Source organism: Halomonas sp. Mc5H-6, from assembly GCF_024124705.1.
Classification (GTDB): Bacteria; Pseudomonadota; Gammaproteobacteria; order Pseudomonadales; family Halomonadaceae; genus Vreelandella; species Vreelandella subterranea.
Genome location: NZ_JAMXSI010000009.1, coordinates 12,727 through 30,150, shown reverse-complemented (window position 1 = coordinate 30,150; position 17,424 = coordinate 12,727). Strand labels below are relative to the sequence as shown.

The 17,424-nt window shown below is 62.1% G+C and carries 11 protein-coding genes; 7 read left to right on the top strand and 4 right to left on the bottom strand.

Annotated elements, in window-relative coordinates; genetic code table 11:
* Positions 1-60: 60 nt before the first annotated feature.
* The 3 genes from NH395_RS13195 to NH395_RS13185 form a co-directional block, all read right to left on the bottom strand.
* Positions 61-948 (bottom strand): DMT family transporter, encoded by an 888-nt coding sequence (locus tag NH395_RS13195; protein ID WP_199284109.1) that lies wholly within the window; start codon positions 946-948, stop codon positions 61-63.
* Between the two features lie 107 nt (positions 949-1,055).
* Positions 1,056-2,807, bottom strand: coding sequence for a sodium:solute symporter family protein (locus NH395_RS13190; RefSeq protein WP_253025495.1), 1,752 nt, complete (start codon positions 2,805-2,807; stop codon positions 1,056-1,058).
* Between the two features lie 153 nt (positions 2,808-2,960).
* Positions 2,961-4,541 carry a BCCT family transporter gene (locus NH395_RS13185; RefSeq protein WP_253025493.1) on the bottom strand — a complete coding sequence of 527 codons (1,581 nt, stop codon included), beginning with the start codon at positions 4,539-4,541 and terminating at the stop codon, positions 2,961-2,963.
* Positions 4,542-4,785: 244 nt separating this feature from the next.
* Between NH395_RS13185 and fdhA the strand changes: the two genes are divergently transcribed.
* The 3 genes from fdhA (at position 4,786) to fdhF (ending at position 10,721) form a co-directional block, all read left to right on the top strand.
* Positions 4,786-5,976, top strand: coding sequence for a formaldehyde dehydrogenase, glutathione-independent (fdhA, locus tag NH395_RS13180; RefSeq protein WP_092824470.1), 1,191 nt, complete (start codon positions 4,786-4,788; stop codon positions 5,974-5,976).
* Between the two features lie 161 nt (positions 5,977-6,137).
* Entirely contained in the window at positions 6,138-7,856 is a 1,719-nt protein-coding gene (locus NH395_RS13175) for an NAD(P)H-dependent oxidoreductase subunit E (RefSeq protein ID WP_253025491.1), read from the top strand.
* Positions 7,857-7,868: 12 nt separating this feature from the next.
* A complete protein-coding gene (gene fdhF, locus NH395_RS13170; RefSeq protein ID WP_253025489.1) occupies positions 7,869-10,721 on the top strand; it encodes a formate dehydrogenase subunit alpha in 2,853 nt (950 codons plus the stop codon).
* A 72-nt stretch (positions 10,722-10,793) separates the two neighbouring features.
* Here fdhF and NH395_RS13165 read toward each other — a convergent pair whose 3' ends face one another.
* Positions 10,794-12,080 carry an aromatic ring-hydroxylating dioxygenase subunit alpha gene (locus NH395_RS13165; RefSeq protein ID WP_253025487.1) on the bottom strand — a complete coding sequence of 429 codons (1,287 nt, stop codon included), beginning with the start codon at positions 12,078-12,080 and terminating at the stop codon, positions 10,794-10,796.
* A 363-nt stretch (positions 12,081-12,443) separates the two neighbouring features.
* On the opposite strand from NH395_RS13165, the gene NH395_RS13160 reads away from it, so the two are divergent.
* From NH395_RS13160 to NH395_RS13145, 4 genes are all read left to right on the top strand, one after another.
* The gene (locus NH395_RS13160) at positions 12,444-13,550 is read left to right on the top strand and encodes a hybrid-cluster NAD(P)-dependent oxidoreductase (RefSeq protein ID WP_199284102.1); all 1,107 of its coding nucleotides are present in this window, start codon (positions 12,444-12,446) and stop codon (positions 13,548-13,550) included.
* Between the two features lie 25 nt (positions 13,551-13,575).
* Positions 13,576-14,610: a GlxA family transcriptional regulator gene (locus NH395_RS13155; RefSeq protein ID WP_092824454.1), complete on the top strand. Its 1,035-nt coding sequence runs from the start codon at positions 13,576-13,578 to the stop codon at positions 14,608-14,610.
* Between the two features lie 232 nt (positions 14,611-14,842).
* Positions 14,843-16,144 carry a serine hydroxymethyltransferase gene (glyA, locus tag NH395_RS13150; RefSeq protein ID WP_253025485.1) on the top strand — a complete coding sequence of 434 codons (1,302 nt, stop codon included), beginning with the start codon at positions 14,843-14,845 and terminating at the stop codon, positions 16,142-16,144.
* Between the two features lie 25 nt (positions 16,145-16,169).
* The gene (locus tag NH395_RS13145; RefSeq protein WP_253025483.1) at positions 16,170-17,420 is read left to right on the top strand and encodes a sarcosine oxidase subunit beta family protein; all 1,251 of its coding nucleotides are present in this window, start codon (positions 16,170-16,172) and stop codon (positions 17,418-17,420) included.
* Positions 17,421-17,424: the final 4 nt, after the last annotated feature.

The following is a 17,424-nucleotide window of genomic DNA, read 5'->3' as shown; positions in this document are numbered from 1 at the left end:
ACTGTATCCAATCGCCTTTTAAGCTCGCCCTCGCGGCGGGCTTTTTCATGGCTGGGCGGGCTATTTACCAACCCAGCCCGGATACAGCTCAAGGCGCTGGCGTTCCAGGTGCAAGCCGCGCCAGGCGTGCAGCACCAGCACCGTGATCACGACCGCCCCTCCCATGAGCGTCGAGGCGCCAGGCGTCTCGCCCAATAGCCACCACACCCACAGCGTGCCCAGTGCGGTTTCGACCAGGTAGAACAGTGCCACCTCCGTCGATGGCAGGTAGCGGGTGGCGCTGTTGATCAGCACCGTGGCCAGGGGCATCTGTATCAGCCCCATCAACGCCAGTACGCCATAGCGTTCGGCGTCCAGGGTCAGCGGTGACGCCATGGGCAGGGCAATGGCCGCCGAAAGCAGACCGCCGCCAGCGACCACCGTCATGGTGTCAATCGCTGGATAGCGGCGCAGCAGCGTCAGGTTACCGCCAATGGCCGCCGCTGCCGCCAGGGCGTAAAGGTTGCCTGCCAGCATTCCCATGGCCCCGTCGCCCATGAAGACCAGACTCATGCCCAGCATGCAGACGGCAATGGCCACCAGGGTTCGCAGCGCGACGCTTTCGCCCAGAAAAATCCGCGAGAACAGCGCGGCAAACAGCGGCGCGGTACTCAGGATCACCACCACGTTGGCCACCTTGGCGTTCATGACCGCCAGCACAAACAGGCTGGATATCAGCCCCAGCAACAGGGCGGAGGCCAGTGAGGAAACCGGGTGACGGCTCAGCATCGCCAGCCGCTTGCCTGCCCAGCACACAAGCCCCAGCACGCAGCACATCAATAACCCGCGCCAGAACACGATGGTCCAGCCGTCGGTGCGTGCCAGGCGTATCAGCAAACCGTCGAAACTGAGAAACACTACGCCCAGCACCACCATGACGAGACCACGCTGGTAATGACTAGTCGGCATTGTCGGACTCCCGGCCGTGAATACAAAGAGGACCGCCCACCGGTCAGGTGGGCGGTTGGGGCATTCAGGCGGGCCAAAGGTCTTTGGCTCGCCTGATTTTCCTGTGCCTAGGGGGTGTCGACCTTGGCCGCAGGCGCCGCAGCGGCGTTCTGGGGGCGGGGGCGCACCACCCGGTAGCCGACGGCACCGGCAAGCAGCAGCATACCGCCGCAGCCGACTGCCAGCAGGTAGCCACCCTGCACCGCCCCGGCGGAGAGCCCGAAGCGCTCGGCGTAGCCCGCCAGGGTGACCGCGTATTGTTGCCACAAGAACAGCCCGATGGCGATCCCCGAGAGCATGGTGCATAGCGCGATCCACCGGGTGCCGGACACCCAGCCGCTCAGTGCCCGGGCATCGAATTCATGCAGGAATGCCCGGTAGTCTGCCTCGGGCTGGCTGACGCGGGTCAGGGTGGAGGCAAGCACGATAGCTGCCAGTGCCATCAGTGTGCTCAACAGCACCGGGTGCAGGTAAACCGGCAGGCTGACCCACTCGGCCTGCACCATCAGCGACAGGGCCAGGTTGCCGACAAACCCCACCGCCAGGCCCCAGCTGGCCCCGGCGGCGGTAATCCGCCGACTCCAGATGCTCATCAGGGCCACCGCCCCCCAGGAGGAGGCAAACAGCGTGGCGGCAAACCAGACCACCGCCATCACCGCCGGTGGCTGGAAGAGCGCCAGCAGCAGCGCGATCAGTCCCGCTGCAAGTACCGCGATCCGGCTCTTGCGCAAGGCCGACTTTTCGTTCAGCGAGGCGGGCAGAATATCGTTGGAAAGGCTAAAGCCGATGATCGACAGGAACGTCGAGCAGGACGACATTCCGGCCGCGAATACCCCCGTCAGAATGACCACCCCAAGCCAGGCGGGCAGGATATTGAGCGCCACCCAGACCATGGAGCGTTCAGGGTCGAGGGTCGGGTCGTAGAGGTTGATCGCCGCACCGGTCATCATCATCAGCGCATAGAAGACGCCGAGCGCCACCGCCGTCAGCATGGCCGAGCGCATCACCACGTGCTCGTTACGTGCCATCAGGTAGCGGCTGGACTGCCAGGGACTGGCCGCCAGCACCGCCGCCCAGACGAGGCCCAGGGTCAACCCCCAGACGAGCGCCTCGCCGGGGGAGGAGAAGCTGGCATCAGGTCCTTCGATCACCCCGTGCCACAGGGCAATGCCAGGCTTGTCGGTCTGGCTCAGCAGGCCCTCGACAACGCCGCTCCAGCCCCCCAGGTCGTGGATCACGTAGAGCGACCCACCCACTGCGGCCAGCGAGAAGATCACGAACATGACGGTGTCGGTCAACATCACACCGGGCGAGCCCGAATACAGAATAAAACCGGTGTAGGTCGCCCACACCAGCACCAGCCCCACCCAGTAGGGCATGCCGGTCAGCTCGGCGAACATGATGCCCGCACCCTGCATGACCCCCAGCAGGTACGCGCCCAGGCCGAACACCGTGGTAAGCCCGGCAATGACCTGAACGCGCCTAGAGGCAAAGCGTTTGCCAAAAAACTCCGGCACGGTCTTGGCGCCGCTGCGGCGCAGGTAACGGCCGAACACCAGCGCGCCCAGCAGGCAGCCCGAGGTGCTCACCGCGGCAAAAATCAGCATGACGAACGGGTAGCCCTGGTAGGCAAAGCCCGTTTCGCCGAGAAAGGCGCTGGTACTCAGGTAGCTGGCCACCAGCGTGCCCAGGATAAAGAAGGTAGGCGCATTGCGACCGGCGACCAGATAGTCATCCAGCCCCTTGACGCGTCGTCCGGCCAGATGGCCGATGACAAAATAGCCGACCAGGCTCAACAGTATTGCGGTGGTATAAATCATGAGCATAACCATGGGGTTGTTGACATTGTTCGGGCATGATGCAGCGCTTTGTCGGCGCGCTCATTGTTGCCAGCGGCACCCAATGCAGCAATAACGACACGCGCATAAAAGGGGCGCCATGATAATGGCGCCCCGATAACAGCAGAGTGTCGATCAGCGCGCCGGTGTGGGCACGGCGTTGAGCTCTCGCCACTCCTTGTGCAGCCCCATGTAAAGGCTGAAACACATCACCAGCAGCACCAGCGTGAAGGGCAGCCCGGTGGCCACCGCGCCTGCCTGCAGCGCGCTGAGTGCCGTGTTGCCGCCGCCGTACAGCAGCACGCCGGCAATCACGCCCTCAAGCGCGGCCCAGAATACCCGCTGGCCCTTGGGCGCATCGGTCTTGCCACCGGCGGTGATGTTGTCGATCACCAGCGAGCCGGAGTCCGACGAGGTGATGAAGAATACCAGCACCAGAATGATCGCCAGCGTCGAGGTAATGCCGGTCAGGGGCAACTGCTCCAGCATGTGGAACATGGCCAGCGAAACGTCGCCAATGCCGTTGGCCAGCTCGCCCACGCCGTTGGAGGCCTGGAAAAGCGCCGTGCCGCCAAAGGCGCTCATCCACACCAGGGTGACCAGCGTCGGCACCAGCAGCACCGCGATCAGGAACTCGCGCACCGTGCGTCCCTTGGAAACGCGGGCGATGAACATGCCGACGAACGGCGACCAGGAGATCCACCACGCCCAGTAGAAGATCGTCCAGCCGTGGTACCAGGTATCGTCTTCGCGGCCAATCCAGTTGGACAGCGGCAGCAGATGGCCCACGTAGTCCAGCGCCGTGGTGCCGATCCCGGTCACGATCATCAGCGTCGGCCCGGCGATCACCACAAACAGCAACAGCAGTGCCGCGATGACCATGTTGATGTTCGAGAACAGCTTGACGCCGCCGTCGATGCCCCGCCATACCGAGAACAGCGCAATCACCGTCACGGCCACGATAATCGCCAGCTGGGTACCGATGGTGTTGGGAATGCCGAACAGGTAGGCCAGTCCACCGGCGGCCTGGGTGGCGCCAAAGCCCAGCGAGGTGGCCAGGCCGAAGATGGTGGCCAACACGGCAAAGATGTCGATGATGTGTCCCGCCCAGCCCCGGGCCCGCTCGCCCAGAATCGGGTAGAAGGCGGAGCGCAGCGTCAGCGGCATCCCCTTGTTATAGGCAAAGAAGGCCAGGGAAAGGGCCACCACGCCGTAGATCGCCCAGGGATGCAGGCCCCAATGGAACATGGTCGCCCCCATGGCGGCGCTGGCGCCCATCGGCGTCCCCGCGGGTGCATTCAGGGGCGTGCCGTACCAGTCGGTGTAGTAGGCCACGGGCTCGGCTACGCTCCAGAACATCAGGCCGATGCCCATGCCCGCCGCAAACAGCATGGCGAACCAGGAGGTGAGCGAGTATTCCGGCTTGGCTTCCTTGCCGCCCAGGCGAATCCGCCCCAGCGGCAGGCAGATAAGCACCAGGCAGAACACGACAAAGATATTGCCCGCGATCATGAACAGCCAGTCGAAGTGCTCGATCGACCAGTTCTTGGCAAGCCCCAGGTGGCTATTGGCAGCATCCGGGTAGATGAGCGCGTAAAGAATGAAGGCCAGAATGGCCAGCGCCGACAGCGGGAAAACCGGATTATGAAAATCCAGCCCCATTATCTGAGTGTTGTCCTGTCCGGGCGACAGGACCGGGTCGTCATTGTTGTTCATCAGGGTTCCTTGGTGGCTCTTGTTAGGCGTCGGTGAGGTGTCCGCGTCACCGACCCTGCAAATTGTTGGGCCTGTTTCAGAACAACAGTGTCGTGAAAGCGACCTCCATCTATCCGTCCTGACGGGGATGTCTCGAATAGATATGTGAATGCCTTTGCTGAGCAAGTTCCGGAAGGTGGAGGAGATAGGCTGGATAAGCGCAATTCACTCTATCGAGCAGAATAATAATCCACAGGAGCCAGCCATGAATGCAGCCAATCGCGGAGTCGTCTACAAGGGGCCGGGTGAGGTCGCCGTTGAGTCTATCGCTTATCCCGAACTTGCCCTTGGCAATCGCAAGTGCGAGCACGGCGTGATTCTCAAGGTCGTCACCACCAATATCTGCGGCAGCGATCAGCATATGGTTCGCGGCCGCACCACTGCCCAGCCTGGTCTGGTGCTCGGCCACGAAATCACCGGCATGGTGGTCGAGGCCGGTCGCGACGTTGAATTTATCAAGCCGGGCGATCTGGTCTCGGTGCCGTTCAATATTGCCTGTGGCCGCTGCCGCAACTGCAAGTCCGGCCAGACCGGCATCTGCCTCAACGTCAATCCATCGCGTCCCGGCGCCGCCTATGGCTACGTGGACATGGGCGGCTGGGTCGGCGGACAGACCGAATACGTGATGGTGCCCTATGCCGATTTTAATCTGCTGAAGTTCCCGGATGCCGATCAGGCCATGGAGAAGATCAAGGACCTGACCCTGCTCTCCGATATCTTCCCCACCGGCTTCCACGGCTGTGTGACCGCCGGTGTCGGCCCGGGCAGCACCGTCTATATCGCCGGAGCGGGTCCCGTCGGGCTGGCGGCGGCGGTTTCCGCCCAGCTGCTGGGCGCTGCCTGCGTGATCGTCGGCGACATGATCGAAGAGCGCCTGGCCCAGGCCCGCAGCTTTGGCTGCGAGACCATCGACCTGACCCAGGACGGCGACATGGCAGACAAGATCGAGGTGATTCTCGGCGAGCGTGAAGTCGATGCCTTCGTCGACTGCGTCGGCTTCGAGGCCCACGCCTGCGGCTGCAACCATGGCAAGGAAGCGCCTGCCACGGTGCTCAACTCGGCAATGTCGCTGACCCGCGCGGGCGGCCAGATCGGCATTCCGGGCCTCTACGTGACCGAAGACCCCGGTTCTGAGGACAAGGCGGCCCAGCAGGGTGCTTTGAGCATGCGCTTTGGCCTCGGCTGGGCCAAGTCCCACAGCTTCCATACCGGCCAGTGTCCGGTGATGAAGTACCATCGCCCACTGATGCAGGCTATCCTGTTTGGCAAGGTCAACATCGCCGATGCGGTCAATGTCCAGATGATCAACCTGGATCAGGCGCCCCAGGGCTATGCCGACTTCGACGGTGGCGCAGCCAAGAAATTCGTCATTGATCCCCATGGCAGTGTGGCCTGAGAACGCGTTGACTGAGCCGCTGATGAACGTAATAGCTGCGAAACAGACCGCCGCTGCCTGAAAGCGGGGGTGTGATAGACAGTACCGCCCTAGACGGTGCCCGCAGGGTGCCGTCTTTGTGCATTCGGCACCATCCCTATCAAGATAATAATGAGTAACCCATGACCGTCCAGACCGTGACCCCCAAGCGCCGCTTCCGTGGCAAGCCCCGTGGCCGTGATCTCGATCCCAGTCTCCTTGAGGGGTTGCGTGACCTATTGGGCGACGAACGCAAGGATGCCACGCTGCGCCGCCGGGACCTGCTGATCGAACACCTGCATGCCATACAGGACGCTCGGGGCCATCTGCTGCTGGCGGAGCTGCGTGCCCTGGCGACCTACATGAACTTGCCCATGGCGGCCGTCTACGAGACCGCTACCTTCTATGCCCACTTCGATGTCATTCACGATGACCAGCTGCCGCCACCGGCGGTGACCATCCGTGTTTGCGACTCTCTCGCCTGCCAGTTGGCTGGCGCCGAGGCGCTGAAAGCACAGTTGGAAGCCAGCATGGATATCGAGCAGGTACGTGTTCTCAGAGCGCCCTGCATGGGGCGCTGCGACACGGCGCCGGTGGCCGAGGTGGGGCATCATCATGTGTTGTCTGCCACCCAGGCGCGCGTCGCGTCGGTGATTGAGGAAGGGCACTTCCATCCCGAGCCCGTCAACTGGCAGCGCCTTGACGACTATCGCGGCGGGGGTGGCCTGGCATTGCTTCAGGCCTGCCGTGCAGGCGATGTCACGGTAGACGAACTGATGGAGGCGATGCAGCAGGCCAATCTGCGTGGCCTGGGCGGCGCAGGCTTTCCGACCTTCAAGAAGTGGTACTTCGTGCGCCAGGAGGCCGGGCCCCGCTATTGCGCCATCAACGCTGACGAGGGCGAGCCCGGTACCTTCAAGGATCGCTATTACCTGGAGCGCTCGCCGCACCAGTTTCTGGAAGGGGCGCTGGTCAGCGCCTGGGCGGTCGACGCCGAGGCGCTGTATATCTACCTGCGCGATGAGTACCCGGCCTTGCATGGCGTGCTGCGCGAGGCCATTGGCGAGCTGGAGGCCGCGGGTCTGGTGGCACCTGGCTATATCGTGCTGCGCCGCGGCGCGGGCGCTTATATCTGCGGCGAAGAGTCGGCGATGATCGAGTCCCTGGAGGGCAAGCCGGGCAAACCCCGCCACCGCCCGCCGTTCGTGGCCCAGAAGGGGCTCTTTGACCGACCAACGCTGGTCAATAATGTCGAGACCGTCTACTGGATTCCGCTGATCTGGCAGCGTGGTGCCGAGGCGTTTTCCAGCCAGGGCCGACACGGCCGTGTCGGGCTGCGCAGTTTCTCGGTCTCGGGCCGGGTCAAGCGCCCCGGCGTGCATTTGGCACCGGCGGGGATCACCCTCAACGAGTTGGTCGAGGAGTACTGCGGGGGCATGGCCGATGGCCATCGCCTGGTGGCCTATCTGCCCGGTGGCGCCTCTGGCGGTATCCTGCCCGCGTCGAAGGCCGATGTTCCCCTGGACTTCGACACCCTCCAGGAGCACGGCGGTTTTATCGGCTCGGCGGCGGTCATGGTGCTGTCCGACCAGGACGACCTGCGTGCGGTGGCCACCAACCTGCTGGCCTTTTTTGCCGATGAGTCCTGCGGCCAGTGTACCCCCTGCCGGGTAGGCACCGAGAAGATGCTGACCCTGCTCGAGGGTGACGAATGGGACGCCGCGGTATTGACGCGTCTTTCCCAGGTGATGATGGATGCCTCCATTTGTGGCCTCGGCCAGGCGGCCCCCAACCCTGTGCTTGGGCTGCTCAAGGATTTCCGCGGCGAGCTGGCCGCCCAGAATGTGATTATCAAGGGGTAAGGGAGCATGAGCATGAGTACTAGCGAACAAGCCTTTACTCTGACGCTGGATGGCGTTGACGTCAGTGCGTACCACGGTGAAAGCCTCTGGCAGGTCGCCAAGCGCGCTGGCGAGACCATTCCGCACCTGTGTTTCAAGGACGCCAGCGGTTACCGCGCCGATGGCAATTGCCGGGCCTGCATGGTGGAGATCGAAGGCGAGCGCGCCCTGGCCGCCAGCTGTCTGCGCATGGCGACGCCAGGCATGGTGGTCAAGAGCGCCAGTTCCGAGCGCTCGCGCACGGCCCGGGAAGGGGTCATGGAGATGCTGCTGGTCGACCAGCCAGCCCGCGAAGACAGCCCCGACCGTTCCAGCCATTTCTGGGCCATGGCCGACCAGCTGGCCATCGATGCCACGGCGGTACGCCGCAAGCTGCCCAGGCGCGACGAGCGACAGGCGCCCACCGTGCATCATGTGGCGCCACGTAAAGACGCACTGACGAAGGACGACAGCCACTCTGCCATGAGCGTCAATCTCGACGCCTGCATTGAGTGCAACCTGTGTGTGCGCGCCTGCCGCGAAGTGCAGGTCAACGACGTTATCGGCCTGGCGCACCGCGGCGCGGCCTCGAAGATCGTCTTCGATTTCGACGACCCCATGGGCGACAGCACCTGCGTGGCCTGCGGCGAGTGTGTTCAGGCCTGCCCCACCGGCGCCCTGATGCCCGCCACCGTGGTCGATGAGGCGGGCCACGGTGACTCCGCCGCGGCCGATCGCCAGGTCGACTCGGTATGCCCCTACTGCGGGGTGGGCTGCCAGCTTACCTACCATATCAAGGACGACGAGATTCTTTATGTGGAGGGCCGCGAAGGGCCCTCCAACGAGAATCGCCTGTGCGTCAAAGGGCGCTTTGGTTACGACTATCCGCGTCATCCGTCGCGGCTTACCGTGCCGCTGATTCGCCGGGAGGGCGTGGCGAAAGGGCTCGACCCGGACTTCGACCCCGCCCAGCCCCTGACCCATTTCCGTGAGGCCAGCTGGGATGAGGCGCTGGATTTCGCCGCCAAGGGGCTTGTTGACCTCAAGGCCGCCCATGGCTCTGACGCCTTGGCGGGCTTCGGCAGCGCCAAGTGCTCCAACGAAGAGGCGTGGCTGTTCCAGAAGCTGGTGCGCACCGGCTTCGGCTCCAACCATGTGGACCACTGCACCCGGCTGTGCCACGCCAGTTCAGTGGCGGCGCTGATGGAGTGCATTGGCTCCGGTGCCGTGACCGCCTCTTTCATGCAGGCCAGCCAGGCCGATGTGGTGATCCTTATCGGCTGCAACCCGGCGGTCAACCACCCGGTGGCGGCCACCTTCTTCAAGCAGGCGGCCAAGCGCGGCACCAAGCTGTTGATCCTCGACCCCCGTGGCCAGGCGCTGGATGCCTACGCCCACCAGAGCGTGCGCTTCTCGCCGGGGGCCGACGTGGCGCTGTTGAACGCCATGCTCAATGTGATCATCAGTGAAGAGCTCTATGACAGCGCCTATATCGCCGAGCACACCGAGGGCTTCGAGGCCCTCAAGACGCACACGGTGGACATGACCCCCGAGGCAATGAGCGGCCTGTGCGGTGTCGAACCCGAGACCATCCGCGAAGTGGCCAGGCTGTACGCCACCGCCGAGCGGGCGATGATCTTCTGGGGCATGGGTATCTCCCAGCACACCCACGGCACCGACAACGCCCGCGGCCTGATCTCGCTGGCGCTGGCCTGCGGCCAGACCGGGCGCCCCGGCACCGGTCTGCACCCGCTGCGTGGCCAGAACAATGTTCAGGGTGCCTCCGATGCGGGCATGATCCCCATGGTGATGCCGGATTACCAGCCGGTCAGCGATGCGCAGGTGCGTGCGGCCTTCGAGGAACTGTGGAATACCCAACTGGACCCTACGCCGGGTCTTACCGTGGTGGAAATCATGGACGCTATCGCCGCGGGCACCATTCGCGGCATGCTTATTCAGGGCGAGAACCCGGCGATGTCCGACCCGGACCTCGACCACGCCCGGGCGGCCCTTGCCAAGCTTGAGCATCTGGTGGTGCAGGACCTCTTCGTCACCGAGACCGCCCAGTTCGCCGATGTCATCCTGCCAGCCTCCGCCTGGCCCGAGAAGAACGGTACGGTGACCAACACCAATCGCCAGGTGCAGATGGGGCGCGCGGCCTTGCCGCTGCCGGGGCAGGCCAAGCCGGACTGGTGGATTACCCAGGAGATTGCCAAGCGATTCGGCCTGGACTGGAACTACCAGCACCCGCGGGACGTCTTCGCCGAGATGCAGCAAGGCATGGCCTCGCTGGACAATATCTCCTGGGAACGCCTGGAGCGCGAGCAGTCGGTCACCTACCCCTGCTCGGCGGAGGACGCGCCGGGCGCCGACGTGGTCTTTTCCGAGGCCTTTCCCACCGCCAGCGGCCGGGCTAAATTCTCGCCCACCCGGCCACTGCCGCCGAATGAGCCGGTGGACAATGACTACCCAACCGTATTGACCACCGGCCGCCAACTGGAGCACTGGCATACCGGTTCCATGACGCGCCGCGCCAAGGTGCTGGATGACCTGGAGCCAGAGGCGGCGGCGACACTGGCGCCCGCTGAGTTTGCCAGGCTGGGAATGGCGCCGGGCGACGACCTGACCATTGCCACCCGGCGAGGGTCCGTTACGCTCAAGGCGCGGGTCGATCCCGGCATGCCAGAAGGCATGGTCTTCCTGCCCTTCTGTTATGGGGAGGCCGCGGCCAATCTATTGACCAACCCGGCACTGGACCCGGTTGGCAAGATTCCGGAGTTCAAATATGCCGCCTGCCGGTTGAGCTGCCATTCTCCCAGTAAAAAAGAGGCACCGTTAAGCGTCTAAAAAAGCATGGCCCGCGTCAGCGGGCCATGTCCTTCAAGTCACCATCCTGGCAGTTTTAGCCTTGGGCTGAATTCACCCCTGGGCTAATTGCAGCGAAGGCGTATCGTATTCCAGGTTTTCGAGCATCCGGGTGGCATACCAGTCGACAAAATCGATCACTCCGAACTCATAGGTCTCGGAGTAGGGGCCGGGCTGGTAGGCCTTGGAGTTGATGCCCCGCTGGTTTTCTTCGGCGAGTTGACGGTCCTGGTCGTTGGTCGCGTCCCACACCCGGCGAAGCTGGTCGGGGTCGTAGTCAACGCCTTCTGCGGCATCCTTGTGCACCAGCCACTTGGTGGTCACCAGGGTTTTCTGGGGGCCAAGGGGCAGCACGCGGAAAACGATGGCGTGGTCACCCATGAAATGGTTCCAGGAATTGGGTAGATGCAGGATGCGCAGCGACCCCATATCGGCGTTGGGCAAGCGGCCCATCAACTTGTCGCAGCCGGGCTTGCCATCCATCGTCATCGAGACAATGCCATCCAGCATGGGGGTTCGCGTCATGCGGTTACGCTGGCCAAAGCGCTGCAGCTGGTAGGGGACTTGCTCACGATCCCAATCTGCCTGCTTGCGCGCCACCAATGCCTTGTAGGCGGGCGTGGCGCGGGGGTCGTCGGTGTCATCAAACTCCTGCAACGAGTTCAGCAGTTCAGGGTGCGCGCCGTTGCAGTGGTAGCATTCGCGGTTGTTTTCAATCACCAGCTTCCAGTTGGCTTGCTCGACGATGCTGGACTCCGTGGCGACCTTGACGTTATCCATCTGGTACGGCTCAAGATAATGCTCGAGCGTTTCCAGGAACTCGTCCATGGCGGGCGGTTCATCGCTTAGGTTGATAAAGATGAAGCCCCCTGCCGTGCGGACATGGACCGGCTTGAGGCCAAATTGATCAAGGTTGAAGTCGCTGCCCATATCGCTCCCGGCGAACAGCAAGCGTCCATCAAGCTCGTAGGTCCACTGGTGGTAGGGGCAAACCAGTTTTGCCACCTTGCCCTTGTCCTTTGTGCAAAGCCGTGACCCGCGGTGGCGGCAGACATTGTGGAACGCATGAATCGTGCCCTCACCGCCGCGCACGATGACGATGGGATTATCACCGACGTCCAGCGTCATGAAGTTACCCTTGGTGGGTATCTCGCATGTCATCCCGGCGAACAGCCACTCTTTCTCGAAAATCTCCTGCATATCAAGCGCGAACAGGCGGGCGTCGTTATAAAACGGCTGCGGAAGCGAAAAGGTGCGCTTTCTTGTCTGCAGCATCTCGACCGTTGACTCACGAGCCGCGGCAAGTGGGTCTTCCATTGTATTCAGCACATGTTTTTCCATACCAGTATCCTCGTAAACCACTGCTTCCCCCTCAAGGGCTGCGAGTCGGCCGTTAGTCAAGATTGCTCAATCTTGTTGTTCTGTCGCGTAACCTGGCGCTTTGTTCATACCCGACCTGCATCGAGTGACAGATTGTGTGGCAGGCGCCTCACTGCCGGTTATCCAGCCGCGACATCAGGTGATGTAGTGACGACTAAAAAGGCGATTTGCAGACGATAAAGAGTGTCACGAGGTAAGAGCGCGTCGCTGTCAGGCAAGTCGGTTGGCAGGCGCGTCCCCAAAATGCAGCTCAACGGTACTGGCCGCATGAAGAATGCGGTTGAGTGATGCATAGCGATGAAGGCTGGTCAGGCAGAGGCGACAATGACAACTAACTACTTCAACCCGGTCACGACCCAAACCTGGACCAACGGCCGACATCAGGTACGTTGCGTGAAGGTGATCCAGGAAACCCAGGATGTACGCACGTTCTGCTTCATGGCCGAGCAGCCGGTGCTGTTCTTCTTCAAGCCGGGGCAGTTCGTGACGCTGGAGCTCGAGATCGACAATGAGTCGGTCATGCGCTCCTATACGATTTCCAGCTCCCCCTCCATCCCTTACAGTTTTTCGATCACCGTCAAGCAGATTCCGGGGGGCAAGGTCTCCAATTGGCTGCATGCCAATTTAAAGGTCGGCGACGAACTGGTCGTGCATGGGCCGGTCGGCGATTTCAACTCGATCGATTTTCCTGCTGAAAAGGTGCTGTTTCTTTCCGGGGGCGTTGGCATTACCCCGTTGATGTCGATGACCCGCTGGCTGTTCGATACCAACGCCAGCGTCGATGTTGAATTCGTGCATAGCGCCCGCGCCCCTCGCGATGTGATTTATCACCGCGAGCTGGTGCACATGTTTTCGCGCATCCCTGAGTTCAAGCTGCATATCATTTGCGAGAGCAAGGAGGATATCGGCGAGGCCTGGGCGGGCTACCGTGGCTATCTCACCCAGCCGCTGTTCGAGCTGATGGTGCCGGACTTCATGGAAAGGGAGATCTTTTGCTGCGGTCCACCCCCTTACATGAACGCCATCAAGAACATCCTGCGTGCCAACAACTTCGACATGAATCACTACCACGAGGAGCTGTTTGGCGCCACGCCGCTCGACGTTCGTGAGGATGTGCGCGAGCTGGCCGAGCAGGCCGAGGTCGAAGCCGAAAACGTCGATACCAGCGAACTGCACAGCATCGAGTTTGCGTCGACGGGCAAAAGTGTCCGCATCCAGCCCGAAGAGACGGTTCACTCGGCGGCGGCGAAGCTTGGCCTGCATATTCCCAAGGCCTGCGGTATGGGGATTTGCGGCACTTGCCGGGTCGCGCTCAAGTCGGGCGAAGTGGAAATGGAGCATAACGGGGGGATTACCGAAGAGGACATTGAAGATGGCTACATCCTGTCTTGCTGTAGTCGTCCGAAGGGCAACTTAATCGTGGATTTCTAGTGGCACATGATAGGTGTATTCGCTGATGACGACGCTGCCGAACAAGCCACTGGCCATTGGGTTTGTGCTCTTGCACCGCTTTACGCTCTTTCCATTCGCCGCCTTCGTCGACTGCCTGCGCCTGGCCGCCGATGAAGGCGACCGTAGCCGCCAGCTACGTTGCCACTGGCATTTCATGACCAGTGGTGGGCAGGCGGCACTCTCCAGTTGTGGCGCGACGATCTCACCCTGTGAAGCGTTTCGCGACCCAGGTGAGTTTGACTACATCGTGGTGATCGGCGGCGTCCAGGAGGAACAGGACGCCACCGATAGCGCCGCCCTCGCTTACCTGCGTCAGGCGGCAAAAGTGAATGTGCCATTGATTGGCGTGTGTACGGGCGTATTCGCCCTGATTCAGGCGGGTTTGATGACGGGGCGTCGCTGCTGCATCAGCTGGTATCACCATCGCGACATGCATCACCGTTTTCCTGGTGCAGAGCCTGTTGCGGATCGCTTGTTCATCGACGATGGCGACAGGATCACCTGTGCCGGAGGAGCCGCTGCGGCGGATCTTGCGGGCTACCTGGTAGAAAAGCATCTGGGTAAGGCGTGGGCGATGAAGAGCCTGAACATCATGCTGCTTGATGAAGCCCGAAAAGGCGCCCATCCCCAACCGCAACCCGTCGTATTCGGCAAGGTCGACGACCGGCTGGTACGCCGTGCCATCGCAGTGCTCGAGCAGCACCTCGGGGAGATCATCTCGATGGATGAGCTGGCCGGGCGGGTGGGGACATCCCGCCGCAACCTGGAGCGTCGCTTTAGCGACGTTCTGGGCGTTGGCCCCCAGAAATTCGCGCGGGATTTGCGCCTTCGCTACGGCGCCTGGCTACTGCATTACACCGGCAAAAGCATTACCGAGATAGGTGAACGCTGCGGCTTCGCCGATACGGCCCATTTCTCACGCCATTTCCGTACCGCCTTCAATATGACGCCGTCGGAAATGCGCAAACGTGCTGGCTCGCCTGGCAATGATCAGGTCGATCCTTTCTTTCTTCATATTGATGGCCGCCTGGCGGTCTGAGGTGGCTTTCTCAGGCCGCCTGGGAAGCCCCCTAAAACCGTCGGTCGAACAATGGGTTGCTGTTTTACATGCCGGGCGTTCATGAAATATGTCGCATTTGTTCAATTTATTTCAGCGAGCCTTGCGTATTAATAGTAGTCAGCTAACGCACTGGCATACCCGGCTCAACCGGCTGTCACTTCAGCAACCAGATCGTCCATGTCGCAGCTGCCGATAACAACAGGAGATGTTTATGAACCCTTCCACACTTGCCAACTTCGATTCCCAGATTTCGGCGGCCATCGCTGATGAGGTAGCGCGTCAGGAAGCGCATATCGAACTGATTGCTTCCGAGAACTATGCCAGCCGGGCGGTGATCGAGGCGCAGGGCACGGTGCTCACCAATAAATACGCCGAGGGCTACCCGGGTAAGCGCTACTACGGTGGCTGCGAACATGTGGATGTGGTCGAACAGCTGGCGATCAGTCGTGCCTGCGATTTGTTTGGTGCTGAATATGCCAATGTTCAGCCACACTCCGGCGCCCAGGCCAATGCGGCGGTTTTCATGGCGCTCATCAAACCCGGCGATACGGTGTTGGGCATGAGCCTGGCCCATGGGGGGCACTTGACCCACGGTGCCGCACCCAACTTTTCCGGTAAGCATTACCATGCCGTGCAGTACGGCCTGATTCCGGAAACCGGCGAAATCGACTATGCAGAAGTTGAGCGTCTGGCACGTGAGCACCAGCCGAAGATGATCATTGCCGGTTTCTCGGCGTATTCGCGGGTCGTCGACTGGCGTCGTTTCCGCACCATCGCCGACGAAGTCGGTGCCTGGCTGATGGTCGACATGGCCCATGTCGCGGGTCTGGTGGCCGCCGGTCACTACCCGAGCCCGGTTCCCTACGCCCATGTCGTCACCACGACCACTCACAAGACCTTGCGCGGCCCAAGGGGCGGGCTGATTCTTTCCGATCACGGTGACGCCGCGCTGTACAAAAAGCTCAATGGCGCCGTCTTCCCGGGCCAGCAGGGTGGCCCGCTGATGCAAGTGATCGCCGCTAAAGCGGTCGCCTTCAAGGAGGCGATGAGCCAGGACTTTGTGCAGTACCAGCAGCGCGTGATTAACAACGCCCGTGCCATGGCGAATGTGTTCATGGAGCGTGGCTTTGATGTGATCTCCGGCGGTACCGATGATCACCTCTTCCTGCTGTCGCTGATCAAGCAGGGCGTCACCGGCAAGGACGCGGATGCGGCCCTGGGTCGGGCGCATATCACCGTCAATAAGAACGCCGTGCCCAACGACCCGGAAAGCCCCTTCGTCACCTCGGGGCTGCGTATCGGCACGCCCGCCGCGACATCGCGTGGCTTCGATGAAACGGAGTGTGCGGAACTGGCCGGCTGGATCTGCGATATCCTCGACGTGCTGGCCGAGCGCGGCAACACAGACGCCGTGGAAAGCGAAGTGCGTGACAAGGTCGCCGCGCTGTGCGAGCGCCATCCGGTTTATGGCGAGAGCCGTGAACCCCAAGTAGCGGCCGAGACGGCGCTGTAACGCCATTACGAATCAGGAGACAACCATGCAACGTTATTCAGGATTCGGGCTGGCCAAGCACGCGCTGAGCCATCATGAGAACTGGGAGCGCCAGTGGCGTAACCCCACCCCCAAGAAGCAGTACGACGTGGTGATCGTCGGCGGCGGCGGCCACGGCCTGGCCACGGCCTACTACCTTGCCAAGGAGCACGGTATTACCAATGTTGCCGTGGTCGAGAAAGGTTGGCTGGGTGGCGGTAATACCGCGCGTAACACCACCATCGTGCGTTCCAATTATTTGTGGGATGAGTCGGCAGCGCTCTACGAGCACTCCATGAAAATGTGGGAAGGGCTATCCCAGGATCTCAACTACAACGTGATGTTCTCCCAGCGTGGGGTGATGAACCTGGCCCACACGCTCCAGGACATGCGCGATGTACAGCGCCGGGTCAACGCCAATCGCTTGAACGGTATCGACAGCGAGGTACTCACGCCGGAGCAGATCCAGGCCATCGTGCCGGTGATGGACTGCTCAAAAAATGCCCGTTACCCCATCCTGGGCGCCTCATGGCAGCCGAGGGCGGGCGTGGCACGCCACGACGCGGTGGCCTGGGGCTTTGCCCGGGCGGCGGACGCGCTGGGCGTGGATATTCTGCAGAACACCGAGGTAACCGGCTTCAAGATTCGCGATGGACGTATCTACGGCGTGCATACCAATCGCGGTGATATCGAAGCGAAAACCGTGGGCTGTGTGGCCGCGGGCAATTCGGGCGTACTCGCCAAGATGGCAGGCTTCCGGCTGCCGCTGGAGTCTCACCCCTTGCAGGCCCTGGTGTCTGAACCGCTCAAGCCGGTGCTGGACACGGTGGTCATGTCCAACCATGTGCATGGCTATATCAGCCAGACCGACAAGGGTGACCTGGTCATTGGTGCGGGCATCGACGGCTACAACGGTTACGGGCAGCGTGGTAGCTACCCGACCGTCGAGCACACGCTTCAGGCGGTGATCGAGATGTTCCCCATCTTTTCGCGGGTGCGCATGAATCGCCAATGGGGCGGCATTGTGGATACCTGCCCGGATGCGTGCCCGATCCTTTCCGCCACACCGGTCAAGGGGTTGTACTTCAACTGTGGCTGGGGCACCGGCGGCTTCAAGGCCACCCCGGGATCAGGCCATGTGTTCGCCTGGACGTTGGCAAAAAACCAGGCGCATCCCATTGCGGCGCCGTTCTCTATCAATCGCTTCCACACCGGTGCGCTGGTGGACGAGCACGGCGCCGCAGGCGTGGCCCACTAAACGG